Source organism: Poriferisphaera sp. WC338 (assembly GCF_050931845.1).
In the GTDB taxonomy this organism is placed as follows: domain Bacteria; phylum Planctomycetota; class Phycisphaerae; order Phycisphaerales; family Phycisphaeraceae; genus Poriferisphaera.
In genome coordinates this window covers 2,707,721-2,727,513 of the sequence record NZ_CP194516.1, presented here as the reverse complement: position 1 = coordinate 2,727,513, position 19,793 = coordinate 2,707,721, and the positions used below count along the sequence as shown (strand labels likewise).

At 49.7% G+C, this 19,793-nt stretch carries 14 protein-coding genes and 1 tRNA gene; 7 read left to right on the top strand and 8 right to left on the bottom strand.

The annotated features are described in order from the left end of the window. Positions 1 to 76 precede the first annotated feature (76 nt). From ACQ6WK_RS11160 to ACQ6WK_RS11145, 4 genes are all read left to right on the top strand, one after another. Positions 77 to 877: a prepilin-type N-terminal cleavage/methylation domain-containing protein gene (locus ACQ6WK_RS11160; RefSeq protein WP_432797463.1), complete on the top strand. Its 801-nt coding sequence runs from the start codon at positions 77 to 79 to the stop codon at positions 875 to 877. 627 nt (positions 878 to 1,504) lie between these two features. Then, positions 1,505 to 2,305 carry a prepilin-type N-terminal cleavage/methylation domain-containing protein gene (locus tag ACQ6WK_RS11155; RefSeq protein WP_432797462.1) on the top strand — a complete coding sequence of 267 codons (801 nt, stop codon included), beginning with the start codon at positions 1,505 to 1,507 and terminating at the stop codon, positions 2,303 to 2,305. A gap of 197 nt (positions 2,306 to 2,502) precedes the next feature. Continuing rightward, positions 2,503 to 3,996, top strand: a complete 1,494-nt coding sequence (guaB, locus tag ACQ6WK_RS11150) for an IMP dehydrogenase (RefSeq protein WP_432797461.1) — start codon at positions 2,503 to 2,505, stop codon at positions 3,994 to 3,996. Between the two features lie 192 nt (positions 3,997 to 4,188). Beyond that, positions 4,189 to 6,135 carry a family 20 glycosylhydrolase gene (locus ACQ6WK_RS11145; RefSeq protein ID WP_432797460.1) on the top strand — a complete coding sequence of 649 codons (1,947 nt, stop codon included), beginning with the start codon at positions 4,189 to 4,191 and terminating at the stop codon, positions 6,133 to 6,135. A gap of 85 nt (positions 6,136 to 6,220) precedes the next feature. Here ACQ6WK_RS11145 and ACQ6WK_RS11140 read toward each other — a convergent pair whose 3' ends face one another. Further along, positions 6,221 to 7,657 carry an aspartate aminotransferase family protein gene (locus ACQ6WK_RS11140; protein WP_432797459.1) on the bottom strand — a complete coding sequence of 479 codons (1,437 nt, stop codon included), beginning with the start codon at positions 7,655 to 7,657 and terminating at the stop codon, positions 6,221 to 6,223. 184 nt (positions 7,658 to 7,841) lie between these two features. Between ACQ6WK_RS11140 and ACQ6WK_RS11135 the strand changes: the two genes are divergently transcribed. Beyond that, positions 7,842 to 7,915 (top strand) — tRNA-Ile (locus tag ACQ6WK_RS11135). Positions 7,916 to 8,018: 103 nt separating this feature from the next. Here ACQ6WK_RS11135 and ACQ6WK_RS11130 read toward each other — a convergent pair. The 4 genes from ACQ6WK_RS11130 to ACQ6WK_RS11115 form a co-directional block, all read right to left on the bottom strand. Then, on the bottom strand, positions 8,019 to 9,362 hold the full coding sequence (locus tag ACQ6WK_RS11130) for an ImmA/IrrE family metallo-endopeptidase (RefSeq protein ID WP_432797458.1): 1,344 nt from the start codon (positions 9,360 to 9,362) through the stop codon (positions 8,019 to 8,021). 89 nt (positions 9,363 to 9,451) lie between these two features. After that, on the bottom strand, positions 9,452 to 10,249 hold the full coding sequence (locus ACQ6WK_RS11125) for a hypothetical protein (protein WP_432797457.1): 798 nt from the start codon (positions 10,247 to 10,249) through the stop codon (positions 9,452 to 9,454). Positions 10,250 to 10,904: 655 nt separating this feature from the next. Beyond that, the gene (locus tag ACQ6WK_RS11120) at positions 10,905 to 12,701 is read right to left on the bottom strand and encodes a glycoside hydrolase family 2 protein (protein WP_432797456.1); all 1,797 of its coding nucleotides are present in this window, start codon (positions 12,699 to 12,701) and stop codon (positions 10,905 to 10,907) included. Positions 12,702 to 12,856: 155 nt separating this feature from the next. After that, entirely contained in the window at positions 12,857 to 14,011 is a 1,155-nt protein-coding gene (locus ACQ6WK_RS11115; protein ID WP_432797455.1) for a sialidase family protein, read from the bottom strand. A gap of 357 nt (positions 14,012 to 14,368) precedes the next feature. Here ACQ6WK_RS11115 and ACQ6WK_RS11110 point away from each other — a divergent pair, with 357 nt between their 5' ends. Beyond that, the gene (locus ACQ6WK_RS11110) at positions 14,369 to 15,217 is read left to right on the top strand and encodes an AraC family transcriptional regulator (RefSeq protein ID WP_432797454.1); all 849 of its coding nucleotides are present in this window, start codon (positions 14,369 to 14,371) and stop codon (positions 15,215 to 15,217) included. 2 nt (positions 15,218 to 15,219) lie between these two features. Here ACQ6WK_RS11110 and ACQ6WK_RS11105 read toward each other — a convergent pair whose 3' ends face one another. The 3 genes from ACQ6WK_RS11105 to ACQ6WK_RS11095 are packed head-to-tail and all read right to left on the bottom strand — an operon-like array spanning position 15,220 to position 18,334. Next, a complete protein-coding gene (locus ACQ6WK_RS11105; RefSeq protein WP_432797453.1) occupies positions 15,220 to 16,440 on the bottom strand; it encodes an AGE family epimerase/isomerase in 1,221 nt (406 codons plus the stop codon). A 32-nt stretch (positions 16,441 to 16,472) separates the two neighbouring features. Further along, positions 16,473 to 17,507, bottom strand: a complete 1,035-nt coding sequence (locus ACQ6WK_RS11100) for a Kelch repeat-containing protein (protein WP_432797452.1) — start codon at positions 17,505 to 17,507, stop codon at positions 16,473 to 16,475. Positions 17,508 to 17,521: 14 nt separating this feature from the next. Beyond that, positions 17,522 to 18,334 (bottom strand): type II secretion system protein, encoded by an 813-nt coding sequence (locus tag ACQ6WK_RS11095; protein WP_432797451.1) that lies wholly within the window; start codon positions 18,332 to 18,334, stop codon positions 17,522 to 17,524. A gap of 340 nt (positions 18,335 to 18,674) precedes the next feature. On the opposite strand from ACQ6WK_RS11095, the gene ACQ6WK_RS11090 reads away from it, so the two are divergent. Further along, a complete protein-coding gene (locus ACQ6WK_RS11090; RefSeq protein WP_432797450.1) occupies positions 18,675 to 19,778 on the top strand; it encodes a substrate-binding domain-containing protein in 1,104 nt (367 codons plus the stop codon). The last annotated feature ends 15 nt before the right edge of the window (positions 19,779 to 19,793 follow it).

Genomic DNA, 19,793 nt, shown 5'->3' with positions numbered 1-19,793 from the left:
GGCAATTATTGGATACATGCCGTAGTGCGAGACACAAACGTTGGATGGTTATTTCATTAGTTCGGAGACATGATTTATGAAACGTAAAGCATTTACACTGATTGAATTGCTGGTTGTGATCAGCATCATCGCGCTGTTGATTGGTATTTTGCTGCCCGCGCTCGGTGCTGCACGTCGTACTGCTCGTCAGATGCAGAATAGCACGCAAGCCCGTGGTATCCACCAAGGTATGGTCATCTACGCACAGTCTAACAAGGGCTTCTTCCCTGGTATAACTGCTAAGCGTGCGATCACTGACGCAAGTGATATTGATGGTAGTGCCTTCAATGGTGGCGATCCTGCTTCTCGTATGGTTCTCATGCTTGACGGCAACTATTTCACTGGTGAATATGCAATCAGCCCGGTCGAAACAAAGGCTCAGTGGACCACCACAGCGAACAACATCAATACCTCCAATTTCTCCTATGCGATGATTCAGATTGCTGCGGAAAACCAAACTGATGCATCAGCTGGTGATCCAATCGACAAGCATGAGAGTGCTGTTGTTGGCGAATGGCGTGAAACTATGAACACTGTGGCTCCAGTGCTCGGTGACCGTAACACCGGTCTTGACGAAGTGCTCGGTGACAGCGGTGATGTTAGCTCAGTTCACACTGACGAAGACAGTGGTGAATGGCGTGGTAGTGTCGCTTACAACGATAGCCACGTTGAGTTCGAAAACACTGCAGAACTCGAAACCAAGTTCTCCAAGGGCGAAAGCAACAAGAAAGACAACTTGTTTATCGACGATGCTGACAACACCACCGCAGCCGACAAGGTTGACGGCGATGCGAACGCCAACTGGGTCTACTACGACTTCGAAACATCACACCGCTAAATGGCTGTGATTAAATTCGGATACTAGGCTGAATTTTGATGCTTAATATTTGAAGTGATGGCCGGCTGCCCGAAAGGGCGGCCGGTTTTTTGTTTGCTGATTGCCTATTTGTGGGATTCAGGAAATGAAAAATAGGATATGCGTATTGATAAAGGTGTGTGAGCTTAAAGTATGTTTTTAAATGCATTTATATGAGTTGTGAGATAGATTTTGTGTGATACAATCACGCAACACATAGGTTAATTCTTTTGTTTTTGAGATTGTTTTTGTCATAGGGTGAGATTTGAGTGTAGCGGCCGATCATATGCGAATCATGATGAATGGCAGGTTTGTAAGTTTACGGATCTCGCGGCATTTCTCAGTTAGCAGGTGATGTTAGATCTATGTTCTTAAGGCAGTCAGTGCGATGCTTATTTGATTAAGGCGAAGATTTGTTGGAAAGACGAATGGTTCGTTTTTCCGAAACAACGTAAGTGTCGTGTGTTTGGGTATACATGCTGTTCTATGGCAATGCCTTTCGGGCAACACTTTGAGAACTAAGAGTCAGATGGATAATGACTGGAGCGCACTTCGGTAAGCGGCACATACGTTGAGTGGGTTCTTTGACTTCTTCTGGAGACGCGATTGATGAAACGTAAAGCATTTACGCTAATTGAACTGTTAGTTGTAATAAGTATTATCGCATTATTGATTGGAATACTGTTGCCCGCATTGGGGGCGGCACGCCGCAGCGCACGCCAGATGCAGAGCAATACACAGGTTCGTGGCATTATTCAGGGTATGGTGGTCTATGCCCAATCCAACAAAACCTATTATCCGGGATTATCTTCAAAAGGAGATATTCTGCATGCAAACGATATTGATGGGCGCGGCTTTCATGCGGGTACCCGGCAAAGCGGTGGTGATGTAGGTAGCCGTATGGTTTTGATGCTTGATGGTAACTATTTTACCGGTGAGTATTGCATCAGCCCGGTTGAAACCAAGACCGAGTGGACGACCACGCAATTTGATATCACAAATGAAAATTATTCCTATGCCATGTTGCAAATTGGTCACGGTGAAGGCGAAATAACATCCACATGGATTGCTTGGGACGATGTTGTGGATGAGTGGCGTGAGACGGCAAATACCACGGCACCTGTGGTAAGTGACCGTAATACAGGGGTAGATGGTGCTATCGCGGCTGAAAGTGGTCATATCAGTTCTGTTCATACAGATTTAGACAGCGGTGAATGGCGAGGTAGTGTTGGCTACAACGATAGTCATGTGGAGTTTGAAAATACCCCGGAGCTTCGGACGAAGTACGGCAAAGGCCGTACAAATGATGCGGATAATATTTTCGAGCTTGAAGGTGGTCCGGCGCCTGCAGTACACCACTTAGAGAATGGCCATATGGTCTATTACAGTACGGATAGATCGTCACGTTGAGTATGGCATTTCATTGTTGGAGATGAGTTTTGTGCCGACTGCTCGAAAGGGCGGTCGGTTTTTTTGTTGGAATAATGGGTGTTCAGTTAGGCAAGGTAGGTGAGAGGGAGTCATGAAAGTGTGCGGGTTTCGTTGAAAAGTATGGTTTTGCGTCGGGTGAACTTGACGGCAGGAGGGCGGTACGGTATTGCTTTACCATGGAACAGAAGATTATTTCAGATGGTATTACTTTTGATGATGTGCTGCTGATTCCGGGCCGCAGTGATGTGGTTCCGGCAGAGACAGATCTATCGACACAGCTTACCCGCAATATCCGCGTCAATATTCCGCTGATCTCGGCTCCGATGGACACCGTAACCGAGAGTCGGTTGGCGATCGCATTGGCACAGGAAGGCGGCATTGGGATCATTCACAAGAACCTGTCGATTGAGGAGCAGGTGCGTGAGGTGGTGAAGGTGAAGCGGAGCGCGAACGGTGTGATTACGGACCCGGTGACGCTCTCGCCGCAGGCGCTGAGTGGGGAAGTGCGGGAGCTGATGGAAGAGCAAAATATTTCGGGTGTGCCGGTGACGGATAGCGGAAAGCCGGATGGAAAGGTTGTGGGGATCTTGACGCGGCGGGACATGATGTTCTTGACGGACGACGCGAAGCCGATCAGCGAGGTCATGACCAAGGATCGTCTGGTGACGGGGAAGCCGGAGACGACACTGAAGGAAGCGGAAGAAATCCTGAATCAGAATAAGGTTGAGAAGCTATTGCTGGTTAATGGCGAGGGCAAGCTGACGGGTTTGATCACGATGCGGGACATTGCAAAGATGCGTCAGTTCCCGCGGAGTTGCCGCGATGATCGTGGGAGGCTGCGTGTTGGTGCGGCTGTTGGTGTGCATCAATTGGATCGCGTTGAGGCACTGATTGCTGGTGGGGTAGATGTGATCACGGTGGACTCGGCGCATGGCCATAGCGGAAACGTGATGGAAACCGTGCGGCAGGTAAAGAAGCAATACAGCATTGATGTGATCGCAGGGAACATTGCGACGGAGCAGGGGGCGAAGGATCTGATAGATGCAGGCGCTGATGCAGTGAAGGTCGGGATCGGGCCGGGTTCGATCTGCACGACGCGTGTGGTGACGGGAATTGGTGTGCCGCAGATCACAGCGATCTTTAATGCATGCAAGGTTGCAAGCGATGCGGGTATTCCGGTCGTTGCAGATGGCGGGATTCGTCAGAGCGGCGAGATCACCAAGGCGATCGGTGCGGGAGCGAGTTCGGTGATGCTCGGATCGTTGTTTGCGGGGTTGGATGAGTCGCCGGGCGAATTGGTGATTCATGGTGGCCGGCGGTTCAAGACGTATCGCGGGATGGGATCGCAGGGTGCGATGATGGCGGGGAGTGCGGACCGGTATGCACAGAAGGGTGTGACGAAGAAGGACAAGCTTGTGCCGGAAGGCGTGGAGGGCAGGGTGCCGTACCGTGGACCGCTAGGTGATTTTGTGTATCAGATGGTTGGCGGGTTGCGAGCAGGGATGGGGTACTGCGGCACGAAGACAATTGATGAACTGAAAGCGAGGGCACAGTTTGTGCGCGTGAGTGCAGCAAGTCTGGCGGAAAGTCATCCACACGATATCACGATTACACGTGAGAGTCCGAATTATTCAGCGGGTGGAATCGGTTCAGCGGGTGCTGATGGTTAGTGTGTGGATGATAGTTGGTGTTAGAAATAAACGGCCGCTCTTTTGGGGTGGCTTTTTTCATTGTGGCGTGGGTGGCTGGGACCGCCAGTCTTGGTAAAATGTCGGCTTGGCTTGCAGTGGGTGCGCGTAATGACGCGCAGGTGAAACGGTGCAGTCAAGATAGATTAGCACGCAGAAGTGCTGAAAGGAAGCATGATGCAATACGTGTATCAAGTGGTTGGTGAAGATGAGCGACTCAATAAGGCACTGAGTATTTTCGAAAAAGACTATGCGCTGATTAGACCAGGTGATGGTGTGAAAGGCGAGAAGCTTGTTTTCAAAGCAGAAGATGCAGGTGAAGGTGAAGTTGGATGCCGGGTTGTTGAGGAAGATGGTGGTATAGCGGTTTATTATAAATGTATGGCAGGGGCGCTACGGGGGCTTGGGACGGTGGCGAGCTTAGGTAAGGAAGCGGTGGGGCAAAGCGAACAGTCTGGATTTAAGAGTGTGGGGATCATGTTGGATTGTTCGCGTAATGCAGTGATGACGGTGAGTCATCTGAAGATTTGGCTGAAGAAGTTGGCAGTGTTAGGTTACAACCAGGTAATGCTGTATACGGAAGAGACGTATGAGTTGGAGGGGGAGCCGTACTTTGGTTATCAGCGCGGTCGGTATACGCAGGAAGAAATCAAAGCGATTGATGATGCAGCGGATAAGCTTGGCATCGAACTGATCCCGTGCATTCAAACGTTAGGCCATTTGGGGCAAGTGCTCAAGTGGTCAAACTACTGGGATATCAAAGACACAAAGTCAGTTTTGTGTGCAAAGGAAGAAAAGGCCTATCAACTCATAGAAAAAATGATTGGGTTCTGGGCAGACGCAGTGCGGAGTAAGCGAATTCATGTGGGGATGGATGAGACGCATGATTTGGGGACGGGGAAGTTTTTGGACAAGTATGGGTATCAAGATCGGTTTGAATTATTCAATGAGCATTTGGACAAAGTCGTGGGGATGTGCGAATCGCGGGGGCTGCGGCCGATGATTTGGTCGGATATGTACTTCCGCTTGGGGAATGTAAATCAGGATTACTATGATCGCGAGACGGTGATTCCAGATGAGGTGAAATCGCGGATTCCTTCGCAGGTCGAGTTGGTGTATTGGGATTACTATCACGATAACGCAGCGTTCTATTCGGAGTGGGTGGAGAAGCATCGGGAGCTTGGGTTTGAGCCGATGATGGCGTCGGGGGTTTGGACGTGGCCGATGTTGTGGCATTGCACGGCAAATACAGATAAAAATGCGCTGCCGAGCATTGAAGGGTGCGCAAAATCCGGTGTGAAAGAGATCACGTTCACGATGTGGGGTGATGACGGTGCGGTGTGTGATATTGATTCTGCATTTGAGGGATTGGTGACATGCGCGGAACAGATTTATGCAGGCAAGGTTGATGAGAAGATTGCTGATAAGCGGTTGCATCATATATGTGGCGGTGATTACAAGCTGTCTCGGGAATTGAGTGCGCTTGGTTCGTTCTATCTTGATGATGCTGCAGAGGGGCAAGATGGCGAACAAGATGCGGGAGCATTGGCTGAACGCGCCAAGTCACAGGTGTTCGGCAACATGATGTTGTGGGATGATCCGCTGCTTGGGATTTACTGGCGACAGGTTGAATCAATTCGTTCTGGGGCGTGGCTGGAGATTCGTGATCGTTATGCGAAGCTATCCTCAAAGATCGCGCGGATGGAAAAAGCGGAGCTTGGCGCGGGGGATGTATGGGCGGCGGGTTTGTTAGCTGAGGTGCTAACGAAGAAGATCAGCCTTCGTTTGAAGCTGGAAAAGGCCTACAAAGATCGTGATGAAGAAAAACTGCGAGAGTTGATCATTGATTGCGCGGTGATGGTGAAGACGATTGAGCGATGGGATGCTGCCTTTAGTGCGATGTGGCACAGACGAAATAAGCCGCAAGGTTTGGAGATGATCCAGATGCGCATTGCGGGTGTGGCACGGCGATACCGCGAGGTGCAGCAACGCTTGGAAATGATCATCACTGGGGCGGTAGAGAAGATTGATGAGTTAGAAGTCCAGCCAGGGGAGATGCTGAGTTATCTGCCAACGAATCATGCGGCGGTAGCGTCGGCAGGTGCATGGATTGTGAACTAATCACAGGTTAGACGGCTATATGGCTATAAAAAAAGACGCTCTATTGAAGGGCGTCTTTTTATACATATGTCGATGTTTGAGGTGGTTACGCTTTGGTGATGGGGGAGGGGGTTGTGGTAGGTTGGATGTTTTTCTTTTTGAGCGCTTGTTGTGTAAGCCGTTTGCCGACTTCCCATGCGGGGCCGGGGAATTTGTGACATGCACCGATGACTTGATCGAATGCTTGGATAAGGTAATTCACATCTTGCTCGTTGATGACGAGTGAGGGGAGGAGTTTGACAACGTCCATGTTGTGGCCAGCGACTTGAGCGAGTATGTGATGATCTTTGAGGAGCGGGATGAGGATGGCTTGCGGGAAGAGGCCTTGATCGACTTTATGCAGGAGCTTCCAGCCGACTTTGAGTTTGAGTGATTTGGGTGGGCCGAATTCTAGGGCAATCATGAGCCCTTTGCCGCGAACAGCTTTGAACATGTCATACTTTTCGGTGAGCTTGTTGAGGCCAGCCATGAGTTTTTCGCCCATGGCTTCGGCGTTTTCAACGATCTTTTCATTTTGTAACACGTGGATCGTGGCGAAACCCGCGACCATGGCGAGATCGTTCTGACCGAAGGTGGTGGAGTGTACAACGCAACGGTCGAGTGATGAAAAGACTTTATTGTGAATGTCTCGTTTGGAGAGAACCGCTCCAATTGGGATGTGCCCGCCAGAGAGCGCTTTGGAAAGCACTAGGACATCAGGCTCAAGATTGAAGTGTTCGACTGCGAACATTTTGCCGGTGCGTCCGAGGCCGGTTTGAACTTCGTCGGCGATGAGTGTGGCTTTATATTTTTTACAGAGTGTGGCAGCGGCATCTGCGAAATCTTGTGTTGCGATGCGGACACCTTTGCCTTGGATAGGTTCAAAAATAAAGCCGGCAACGTCACCTTTGGCGAGTTCGCGTTCAAGTGCTTCGACATCATTGAAGTCGATAGCATCGGTGTCGACGAGGAGATCGCCGAAGCCTTCACGGAATTCGGTGCCACCGTTGATGGAGAGTGCGCCGAGGGTGAGGCCGTGGTATGCTTTTTTACAGTAGAGGATACGGTTTTTGCCGGTGGCGGCACGTGCGTATTTTATGGCGGTTTCGCAGCCTTCGGCACCGGAGTTACAGAAGTAAACAGTATCGAGGTTGCCGGGGGCGATGTCGATGAGTTTGGCGGCAAGTAGTCCGGAGGTTCGGGAGGGGCCGAACTTGGGAAGGTTGGGCAAGTTGAGATCCATCGTCTGCTTGATCGCGTCACGAACGACAGGATGGTTGCGGCCAACACCGAAGACGCCGAAACCAGAGAGGCAGTCAAGGTAGCGGTTGTCTTGGTCATCCCAGAGGTATTGCGCTTCGCCTCGTGTATAGCGAACATCGTAGCCGAGGACCTTGAGGACCTTGGCGTACGCAGGGTTGATGTGCTGCTCAATAAGTTTGAGCGGCGGTTCAGCATCCTGTTGCTGTATAAGTTCACTTAAATTAAGAGGTTGGCAATGCATGGGGGGATCGTCCTGAAAATGCGTTACTGCAGGCACTGGGTTAGACTATGATGGTAAGTCGTGCGTATGGGCGGGGTCAAGGGGGGAAAGGGGCCGAGAAAGGGGTTTTCCACTGGTTTTTGCGTGGGGTTGACCAGGGTCGACAGATTGCTTAACCTACGTAGCTCCAGTGAATTCTGGTGATGGGCTTGTAGCTCAGCTGGTTAGAGCGCACCCCTGATAAGGGTGAGGTCGCAGGTTCGAATCCTGCCAGGCCCATTTGACCGTATGTGACAGGTCGCAAGACGTTGAAAGACCCCGCAGAAGCGGGGTTTTTTTGTGGGTGGTCAAGAGTCATGGTTAAGGCAGATCACACAAGTTTTCAGTCGCTATCACCTAACAAAAACACCTTACCCAAACGCCAGTCATCGTTGGTTCTAGCTTTACCATCAAGGCCGACGTGCACAAGTTGGCACTCAGAACTGTTTTCGTTGCATCGATAGTCAAATTGCGTGGGGTCATATCCAGCGCCTGCGATCAATGTCTGGACTTCCTCGCGTGTCGGTAATCTTTGGTAACGGAAGGCGGCTTCTTCGATCAGTGATTCGATCTCCGTAATCATGGGTGTTGCGCGTAGTGCGAATTCGAGTAACTTTCTGTACTGGCGAATATGTTTTTTACGTATGGTTGTTTGGCCAGTCCAAGATCTTTTCGTTCTTTCCCAGAGCCGATCCTCAACGACGTTCCAGGCGTATCTGCTGCACGCTTCAAACTTCCCGGTGATGATGCCGATTTCCTTAAGCCTTTCTTGACGCTGATCGAGGTGCTTTCCCCAAGTATGTTCAAAGACAGGCGATTGAAATAATACCTTGTGCCCGATATCAAGCTGATTTTGAGACTGTAGCATAAGTGACTTAACAGGTGAATCAAAGGCGAGGCTGAGCAAGAAAGCTGCATAGCGGTCGGCATCCTGTTCCGCTTCTAGTTGTGTCGTGTAAGTATCCTTTTCTATTACGGCATGTCCAAGCTCATGTGCAATGATGAAGAGAAGTAACGCACTGAATCTCTCTTCCGTCTTCGCGACCGACATGGTGATATTGACCCAATGAAACCACTCGTTGGCGCCATCTCTGGTTAGGAATGTGGACCACGCTCCGCCGGCAGGTTTTTTTTTCAGGCTTGCTCTGAGCAAGACCATGCCGCGAGCAATATCCAGATCTGAGAGCGAATCAACTGAAGCATAGGTTCGCTCGTGATCAGGTTCTTGGTCGTTGAGCGGCGTCTCATCGGACTCAGACGGGAAGAGATCAAAGAAACTCAATCCGGTGTCGGGTGATTCAAGCTCCTCGCCGTTGAGGGCTTTGAGTACGGACTGGCCGAGTTCTGCTTCACGGATATCAGGGCACACGGTGGCGATGTAGGATAGACGCAGGTGCTCCACATGCATCTGTAACTCATTCGCCTGTTCGTTCCAGTACACACCGACAGGGCCGGTGTCGACGAATATTACTTTTGGTTTAAAGTCACGCCTCAGCGGCACGCCGATGAACCGCGAGATATCCTCGTCATACTTTTTGTGTGTTGCCACAAGGGTTTTCGCATAATTTTTGAATTGTTTGAGTATGGGGTTTGCATCATCGACGGTCAGCGCAGGTGGTTCGCTCTGAGTACCGTCAAAGCCGGCGTACAGGCTATCTGAACTGCGAAAGACGAACGAGTTGACCACGGCCTCTTTCATCTTTTTGGGTGTTGGCCCCGTTCCACAGCCGAGGCTGTGGAACGTGATGAGCAGGATTACGGCCAGATAAAGCGGCCTCAATGCAATGCACCATCACTTGGTTGCACGTTCAGTAGAGATTCGGCAGGCACCTCATTCAAGGTGACCTTCGGGTTACCGGACAAGGCAGGGAGTAGATTGATGATTGCTGGTTGATAGAACATACGCATGGGCTTGTCGAACTTACGGATGAGTTCGAATCCATCATTCTTCTGGAAGGTGAGATTCGTATCGGCATTGGCCAGCGCGGCAAGGCGACTCTCAAGATTAAATCGGGTGACGTCAACATCGGAGAACTTGAACGTGATTTGTGTTGCGCTGATCGCGGACTGGATTACGTAGAAGGTTTCACCGTCTCGATTGAGGAGGGAGTCGCCGAAGGTATTCACGTATTCCTGAATGGCGGCGTTTAATTGTGTTCTTGTCACCTGCTCTTTAATAGCACCTTCGACGGTTAGCTCTATCGCGACACGCCGAGTTCCGTCAGCTTCAAAACCAGCTTCGACCGGCAGGCCGCTTGTAATGAATGTTCCAAACGCATTGAGTCTTGCACCGTAATTCCTGACGCTCTTTGCTGTTGGAAGTGCGATTTTGGATGTTGTGGCATTGACTTGAGCGGTGGCATCATCGACGGGCTGGATTGCACCGTCTTTGATGGCGAAAATGCTGCCGGGTGCGTCGCCTTCAGTGGGGACGCTGAAGATACGCCACCCCTTGGCTGGATAGTCGACTAGACCTAGGCTGTCCGGAGTCGGCAATTTTTGTTGGGCTGGGCACCCAGTACTTACAAATAAAAGAAGTAGTAAGGATGACAGTGAGATAATCTTCTTGAGCATGGCTAGTCCCCTTGTGCGAAGTTAGATGGCAAGATTTCTGATATTAATCTATCATTATTGTTTGGAAGTTGCTACCACCAAACTTAGTGCCATTTCAGAGATATAGCTTTAGGTTAGCTTGATTGCATGTACGAAACGTTTTGTATGAAGATGAAATCAACAGATTGAAGTGAGTGAAAAGAACAAGTCAGTAGCCAGCCATACTCGACTTTACTTCTCTATTCAGCGAATAACAGAGACGATTGCTGGCGGCGGATATGGTTCGATAGGCGATTGAAGCACATTACGATGTTCAGATTAATCGCGTTGAAGCGGATGCAATTCAGAACATACTGCGTGATGAAAAGAATCCGAATGAGTTAAACCGGCAACTTGTTGGATTTGTCGGCACAATGGGTGAGGTTTTAGGAAACTATCGTGGTTGTAAATCACCATTCATGTAGCGGAATATAAAAAACCGCCAGCACCAAACATGATTGAGATCATGTTGCTGTTCACGATTGAAATTGAGAGGCATGCGGACACAGACGTTGCGTGGCATGTCAAGGCATGGGTGAGGGAGTAAACCGTGCCTTACATGCTTGCCAGAGCTCGCACTCGATTTCAATGTGAAGATTGATGATGGCGGTTTAGCCCAGAGGCCACCTGTTCATTGCTAGGATTTCACAGTTTCGGGCTGGTTTGCCGTTTCAATAGCAGCGGGTTGTTTTTGTGTGTTGCTGATACGTTGCATATCGAATTTAGGATTGCGATTGAAATCATACAAGCCGTTCTTTTCCTGGAAGACATCGGTAAGTTGTGTGAAGCAGTAGCCAAACATGTTTGGATGTTTGAGGAGTGAGCTGCACATGCTTTCGATGCGATGATAAACTTCCTCAATTGTTTTGGGTTGTTGTCCATAGCCCCAAGAAGATTCATCAGCCGATTCGCACCACCATGTGCCACCGAATTCGCTGACGAAGAAAGGTTGGCCATCGTAGGGTAAGGACCATGCATCGTTTTCGTTTTCAGGCTTATTTATGAATGGCTTGTTTTCGCTGAGGTTGCTGTAGTTGTTTGCAAACTTCTCCGGATCCTGCTCATAGTCGTGGGTGTCGTAGATATCTGCTTCATTGACCAAGTGAGCGCCGCCGGAAGAATCAATGACAGGTCTGGTAGGATCAATAGCCTTAGCTGCGTAGTACATGCCGCGCGTGAGGTCGTCGAGTCCACTGATGGTGTCTTTGATTGGAACGTGCCAAGTTTCGTTAAGGCCGCACCAGCCGATGAGGCATGGATGGGAGTAGTCGCGCTGGATGATTTCAATCCATTGTGTGATATAGCTTGCAGGGGGATTGATCCTGTCGATGCCCCAGTCGCCGAATTCACCCCAGCAGAGATAGCCCATGCGGTCGGCATGATAGAGGAATCGCTCTTCAAAAACTTTTTGGTGGAGGCGAGCGCCGTTGAAGCCAGCATCTAGCGAGATCTGGATGTCATCGACGAGGGCTTGGTCGGACGGTGCGGTGAGTAGGCCATCAGGATAGAAGCCTTGATCGAGTACGAGCCTTTGGAAGACGGGCTTGCCGTTGAGCAGTACGTTTTGACCCTGGATGGCAATGCTGCGCAGCGCGGTATAGCTTTGGATTTGATCGATGAGTTGGCCATCTTGATCTTTGAGTTGAATGAGTACTTGATAGAGGTGCGGATCTTCTGGTGACCAGTAACGCTGATTATCAGCGGGAATAGGGAGGTTGATGAAGGCGTGCATGGATTGGTCGGTTTGAACATCACCTTCAGCGATAACCTGATTGTCATCGATGAGTGTTGCGTGGACAGTCATACCTTCCTGTGCGAAACGAACAGGTTGGCGGAGGTTGATGGCACCTTCGTTCGTATCTGGCGTTAACCATGGCCGTTCGAGATATGACGTTGGGACGGGTTCCATCCAAACGGTTTGCCAGATGCCTGTCGTGCGATGGTACTCAGCCGCGTGCGGTGCGTATTCAGCAGATTGTTTGCCGCGTGGCATAAGCTCTTTGGTGTTATCACGAGCGCGGACGACGATGGTGATAGTTTCGCCAGCTTTGGCAACCTTTTGAAGATTGCAGGTAAATCCGCACCAGCCACCGCGGTGTCGAGCGACTTCTATGCCGTTGACCCAAACGGTGGCATCGTAGTCAATGGCTTGGAAGTGGAGCAGGGGGATTTGCCCTTCCCACGTCGCGGGGATAGTGACTTCACGTCGGTACCAGACCGCGTTAAGGAAATCGACATTATTGATGCCAGACAGTTCGCATTCAGGGCAGAAAGGAATTGTGATTTCACTGTTAAGTTTGCTGTTGAGCAGGCTGCGTTCGAGTCCACTGTCAGATTTATCTATTTCGAAATCCCATGTGCCATTGAGGCAAAGCCAGTCTTGACGCTTGCACTGTGGTCGGGGGTATTCATTGCGTGGGATTGAAGGATTCACGTTTATTTCTCCAAGGTAAAACGGTACTGCATGGCAATAGCCAGTTGTTTTTACATTAATTTTATTAGTATTGTGATATACGTTGTCTTAACTTCTTTTATATGATCAGGCAGTTTAATTTTCGTTTCGTCTCTCCATCACTGATGGGTCTATCTTTATTCCTTTGGGAAAGTGATATTGCCTCGGACGGAGCGATTACAGTTTGCAGCAATATCTAAAAACATAACGAGCATGTTGTGGCTGGAGCCATCGGGTAGGATGGCAATGCTCGGCTTATAGATGTTGCCACTTTGGTTGTAGAGGGTTTTGACATCCGACCAAGTTTTTCCTCGATTGGTTGTGTAGGCATATTTGAGGTCCATGGAGAGTTTGTGTACGGGTGTTCCAGAGACGCCGGGGGAAGGGCGATCTTCGTCAGTTGCAAAAACACAGACGACGGTGTTGCCGAAGCGGGCAGTCCAAGGAGAAATTGATAGATGCTTTGAGGGTGCGCCGCCGTGTATGATGGTGCGTCGTTTTTTCCAATTCCATGTCTTGCCACCGTTGGTTGAGAATGTGGCTGCGATCAAGTTAGCGTGCGGGGGATTGGGATCGACAGCTTCAAATACTGCCATCATGCGGCCGCTTGGCCATTCAGTAATACTGGGCATGCCGTCACGCGAGAGATTTTTCGGATTTGGCGTACGAGCAACGGTGACTGGTTTGACCCAGGCTTTTTTAGTGGGGTTCCATGTACGCATGGTGACCCATTGGTGGCCTTGGTACCCTTTTTTGTAGGGTGTATCTTCATCATCGAAGTAGCACTGAATAGTTCCATTTTTACGTTGATGAAGCGTGCTTGCCCAGAGTCCTTGTCCGGGCTTTCCAGGTTTTGATTTGGCGACTGTGCTATGGAAGGACCATGTTTTGCCGCCATCGTGACTGATGGATGTTTCAATATTGAATTCGGGGTTGTTTTGGTAATCGCCGCGGTAGCGATTACGGCGATATGAAACGAGCAGATCGCCGTTTTGAAGTTCGATCATGACGCTGTCGCCAAGATCAACATGGTGTTCAGCTGTAGTGATGGTGCCGAGGTCTTGCCATGTTTTGCCTTGATCGGTACTCAGCCAGCACTTGATTGCGGGACCGGTATCTGTGGGGTTGGTTTCGACGGAAATAATGTTGCCGTTACGGAGTGCGACAAAGCCCTTGGAGGCGGGTGCTGTTGAGAAGTCGTTCTCCCATGTGATTGCGGGTTGAGCATGGGCGCGCGATAAGCTTGTGAGTATGAATGAGAGTAATACGAGATGTTTGATTGATTTCAGCATCATTGTTCCATTGATGTGTTTGAGTCAAAGTTCACCGTGGGACACGGATCATTGGCTCTATTCCACTTCAGATTATTATAAGTGAGGCAGGGGGCGGGACCATGCTCGGATTGCAGCAAGTTATTGCCGTAATCCCAATCCTGAGATTTGTTTATTTGTGGCTATTTGTGTGTTTTGAGGGAGTGATTTTTAAGATCAGCATGAATAAAAGTGTTTTTTCGATTATTTAGGGTTAAAATCTGGCATTCGAAGCAAAATGGTATTAAAATCCACCGAGGTATTTTCTTACGTATAATGCGCATATCCTACATTGTGCATTTGGATGGCTAGATGTCTTATATTGTTTGAAGGGCCAGGATGACAGTCACGTTGCCGCAACATGATGGCCTATTGACGGAAACGTACTCGATTGGTGAGCAAACGGTTGAACGTGTTGCTGGGTATGAACAGGTTTCTGCTTTAGCCCGAAAGAATATTACGTTTACTGGGATTTCTGAGGCGCGCGAAGGATTTTGTTTTGTGCGCGAGAAGTCGGCTTTAAGTCAGGTGTTATTGACTGTGAAAGGGCAGGGGAAGGTTTACACTTCTGATGGGTGGAAGACTTTGAAACGAGGCATGGCCTATGTCACGCCGCGCGATGAGTTACATGCGTACTATGCCGATCCAGGTGTCGAATGGACGTGTTGCTGGGTGAGTTATGTTGAGCCGGAGGATGTAGTGCCGATTATTTCGTTGGCTGAGCCAACAGTGTTGGAATCGAATCCACGTCTCCTGTATGCATCCATCCTCGGTTTGGTAGAAGAAGTTGATTGTCGTGGTGAGTTGCATCTGCTTGAGCAATGGGTGGATCTGATTCACGATTATGTGTGCAGGATTCTAGATTCTTGGCGGGTACCGGATAGGCTATGGCATATCTGGGAACAGGTGAATGCGCAGCTCGGTCGGAAATGGACAATCAGTACCTTGGCAAGGAGCGGGCATTTAAGTCCGGAATATCTACGGCTACTGTGTCATCGGCATCATGGGCACAGTCCGATGGAGCATGTGGCGCATCTGCGAATGCGGCATGCATCATCTTTGTTAAAGCGTACAGATTTAAAAATGGAAGCGATTGCGGTGTCAGTAGGATACGACAATGCTTTTTCATTTTCGCGAGCGTTTAAGCGGATTATGGGGCAATCGCCGAATCAATATCGATCACATTAGTATCATGGTGTGGTGGCCATTTCGTTTGATGTTTTTGTAGCATGCTCATCCAATGCGAGGATCATTTTGACCAAGCATCGTGGGATATGAAATGCGCAGCGGACCCATGAGCTTTTTTGCGCGGACATGATCGTATTGTGGCGATGGAGGTACTCAAACCATTCGCCATGGCTTTGATCGATGAAATGTTCTTGGCAGTATTTCCAAAGATTGATGGCTTCTTGGGTGAGGTGGGTGCGGCTGGTGAGTAGTCCTGCAAGGAGTAGCCCGCACATGCTTTCCGCTTGGACCCACCAGATTTTAGTGTCCCAATGTTCACCTGAAATGTTCATAATTTCGGGGCCGGGTGGGCGTGTACCGTCAGGCGTACAGTAGGCGATGAGTCCACCATACTGGTGATCAAGTGCAAGTTTGTATGACCATTCAATCACTTGGGCGGCGCGTTCGGCTCGTGTGGTATCATTGTTCCGATACGCCCAGTCAAGGCAGAACCATGAAGCTTCAATGGCGTGACCGGGATTAAGGATGCGGCAATCTGGATGAGTGGGGAGCTTGCCATCCAGTTGTATGAATTCAAAAAAGCATTGAGATTGATCGTTTGAAAATTCGTAGAGCATACGGTCTGCGGCAGCGTTAACTTCAGGCGTGATTTTTTTAGGATCGAAAACTTGTTGAGCAAGTGTGCCAATGCCTGTGAGTAACATAGAGGGGACTTGCCAACGATGGCCTTGCGGGATGGTGAAGTGGATGCTCTCAGGGCACTGGCCGCTTTGATCGGTTTCTAGGGCGCGGTTGTAAATATTGAGCATGATCTCGGTGTCGCGCACTTTGCCGGTGGCGAGTTGGATTTCAGCGAGGGCCATGAAAATAAAAACTTCAGTGAGGATTGAGATCTTTTTTTGAATAGGATTGCCAGCTTGATCGACGAGATAGTAGAAACGTCCTTCGTGATTCACGCATTTTTCAAGGAGAAACTTGCGACCATGTTCAGCGAAGTCTAGCCACTTGCTGTCTAGTTTGAGTTGGCGATGGAGTGAGGCGAAGAGGAACGCTTGCCGTGCTTGGCACCAAACGAGTTTGTCGGTGCCGGTGACATTGCCTTCACGGTCGAAGCGATGGAGGTAGCCTCCGTGTTTGTGATCGAGGGTGCGCGCATGCCAGAAAGGGAGGATGTTGTTGGTGAGGTGGTCGTAGAGTTCGGTTCGGAATCTGCGGAGGTCCATGTGCATGATCCTGATGGCTGGTTGGAGTAGTTTTAGGGGTTGGAGATTGTTGCGGTGAAGGAAAGGTTGGTGCGGCTGCGTGGCTTGTCTTCGCCGCCCGTAATGTAGATGGTGTTTTGATTGATGGTCATGGTGTGTGTGCCGTAGGGAACGGGCATGGACGCAAGTGCGTGATATTGATCTTGTGTGGTGTCGTATGCCCAGGCTTCGGATGAGAAGCCGTCATCGGAATAGCCGCCGGTGAGAAGGATCCATCTGTTTTTATATGGAGATGCAGCGAGTGTGCGGTTGGGTGCAGGAAGTGGTTTGCCTTCAGACCATGTGTCATTAACTGGGTCGTAGATCCAAAGATCGTTTGTGTTTTCGACTTTATTTGTATCAGAGTTGACGGATGCGCCACCAAAAACGTAGAGCTTGTTTTGTATTGCGGCGATGGCGGAAGTAACGCGTCCATGATCGGGCAGATCAGTGCAAGGTTGCCAGGTAGGATTTTTTGAAGAGAGATCGAGTTTCCATGTTTTGTTGCTGGCGGCAGTCCAGTCGGATGTGTGTGAACTGCCGGTGGTAAAGATGATGGTGTTGTCAATGGTGGCGCATCCGCCGTAGACACGTGGCTCTGGAAGAGGTGGTGCGGAAGTGAAGCCGGCTTCGATTTTATTGAGATTGATTTTGAAGGCAGAGGTGTTGGTGATGAGGCCGGATTGTGAGGCACCGCCAAAGAGGTAGAGATGATTTTGATAGATGGTGTGGCCGGCGTAGGCAAGGGGTGAGGGAAGTGATGGGCCGGGTGTCCATGTAGCTGGTGTTTTGATTGAGGTTATCCAAGTTTGGTTAAGCCAATGCTTGGTATTGTTTTTCCATGTTGTGCCGCCGAGGATTAAGGTGCGGCGATCGTTGGTATTGGCGGCAGTGTGCCCGCCGATGGGTGTAGGGATGGGTGGCAGTGTTTGCCATTGGAGGGTAAACGGCGGTGGGGTTGGATGCTTGACGGTAGTGCAGCCAAGAAAGAAAAGCGGGGCCAATAAGACGGCTCCGCTCAGGAGGATTTTCAGTGTGTGTTGTTTCATGGTCATTTTAATTTTTAATATTGTGGACGATCTTCGCCTTGGTCAAAGGTTTGCCAGACAGACTGATGGAGGCTCCAGGTTGGGTGCCATTGGCCGAGATTGAGGGACGCGATGTGCTTCGTTTGGTCACGATAGAAGCTGGCGTGGCCATCACCGTAAGCAACGTTATATCCCTCTTCATGGTAGGTTCCGCCACCGAAGTAATAGTCGGCAACAATTGAAAATTCTGACGGAAGTATATTTATGAGTTCGCCTCCGTTGTACCATTTCCCGGCCTTGACGGTTTGGTCCATGAAGGGGGCTGACCAGCGGGGTGCCGCAGGGAGAGGAAAGTTGAAGCGAATGCCGCTTGCGCCGGCAACTTCAATGTCTTGGCGATGCATGTAAAGGTATGAAGAGACGTAGGTACTGGGATGTGGTAGCTCAAATAGTTCGTCGGTAGCAATTTGACTTTCAGTTTTTAGGGGGTCTGTGGGGCAATAGAAAAGGTTGAGAGCAGTCATATGGCGGCTGGTGTAGAGTAGCCCAAGATTCATCACAATACCGTCCTTGGATGAGATGTGATTGGATGTACTCTGATTTTGGTAAAGCTCATGATCAAGTCCAACTAGTAGGCGAGGTGGTGTGAGTTGGCCGTAATCAGTTGCGTATGAGCCGATACTTAAGCCTAATTGGTGGAGGTTAGAGAGGCATGCAGCGCGGCGGCCCGCTTCACGGGCAGCGGTAAGTGCAGGGAGGAGGATAGAGATCAGTAGAGCAATGATTGAAATGACGACGAGTAGTTCTATGAGTGTGAAGCCGCGTGAAATGGAGGTTGGTGGTTTCATTTTCAGCATTTCCTTGCCGATCAACTCGGGCAATCTACATGATGTCAGTGATGTGAAACGAGTCTTCGTTCATTCGGTAGAGGCAATCGGCTTGGGTGGTGGTCAATGGGTTGTTATGAGCGGTTTATATGCCTCTGTATAGGAATGTAACTATAAACCGATTCAATGTCAATGAAATTTTGATGAGTTGGGGGTTTGGGGAGTGCCAGTGGTAAGAAGGATAATGTGCCCAATAAAGGTTTATTGGCTTTAAATCGGTGGTAGTGGTGATTAAGCAAGGAGTGATTCGCGGTTTAATAATTAGGTTGACGAAAAATTGAATTGATGTATACTTACAATCATGGTCGATGTTGAGAGTCAAGAAGATGAAGCCCTTAAGGCGAATGCGAGCCAGCGAAAGCATGTACAGATGCGGCGTGTGCTGTCTCGTATGATCTCTAAGTCAGCAGAGGGGGCGAAGCTGCCGACTGTGCGTGAATTGATGCGCCAATACAAGGTCAGCCAGGCGACTGCAGATCGGTCCTTACAGGATCTTGAAGATGCGGGACGCATTCGTCGTGAAGTTGGTCGTGGTACATTTGTCTGTCGCCGCCCAGCATTGATGCGGTTTGTCGATATTGTTTTCTTCGAAGATCTTTCGCCAGAGCAGCAAGCGCAGCACGGTTTTCATTCCAAGATTCTTTTAGAGCTCGGCCATTTATTGGGTGATCGTGGTGCGGGGTTGCGGGTTCATTCGTTGGGGCAGCATTTGGTCGATGCTTCGCTGCTTGAAGGTTTGATCTTTGATAAGAAGATGACGCATGTTGTTTTGGTGAATGCACGCGACATGCTTGCGAGTGAGATTTTAAAGCGTGAAGAGATTGCTCATTTGTCATTGTTTACAGGTGTTGGGGAGACGCTTGTTAATACGATGCAGATCGATAATAGTCGGGTGATGAGTTTAGCATTGGATCATCTGGTGGAGTTGGGACATCGACAAATTGGGTATCTGCACTGGGTGAATGACATTTATTATCGCGATGCAACGCAGCGGCGGGAAGCGTTCTATCGTTTGATGCTTGAGAGGCAGATGCCGTTCCATGCTGAGTGGGTTCAGTATGGTGGATATGAGCCGGAGTCGGGTTATGAAGCAGCGTGTCGTTTGTTGGATCTACCAGAAAGGCCGACAGCAATCGTTGCGGGTGATGAGATTTGTCCGGGGGTGTATAAAGCGATCCGTGAAAAGAGATTGAAGGTGGGTGAGGATGTAAGTGTGGTGGGGATTAATGATTTGACCATTGCGTCACTGATGGACCCGCCGCTAACTTCAGTACGGATTGCTCGGAAGCGCGTGGCGGAGATGATCGTTGAATCATTTGGTCAGATGGCTGGCAAAGGCAAGGCGGTTCCTGCCCGTGAAGTACCCTGTGAGTTGGTTGTTCGTGAAAGCGCAAAGCAAGTTTAGGATCAGAATCATTTT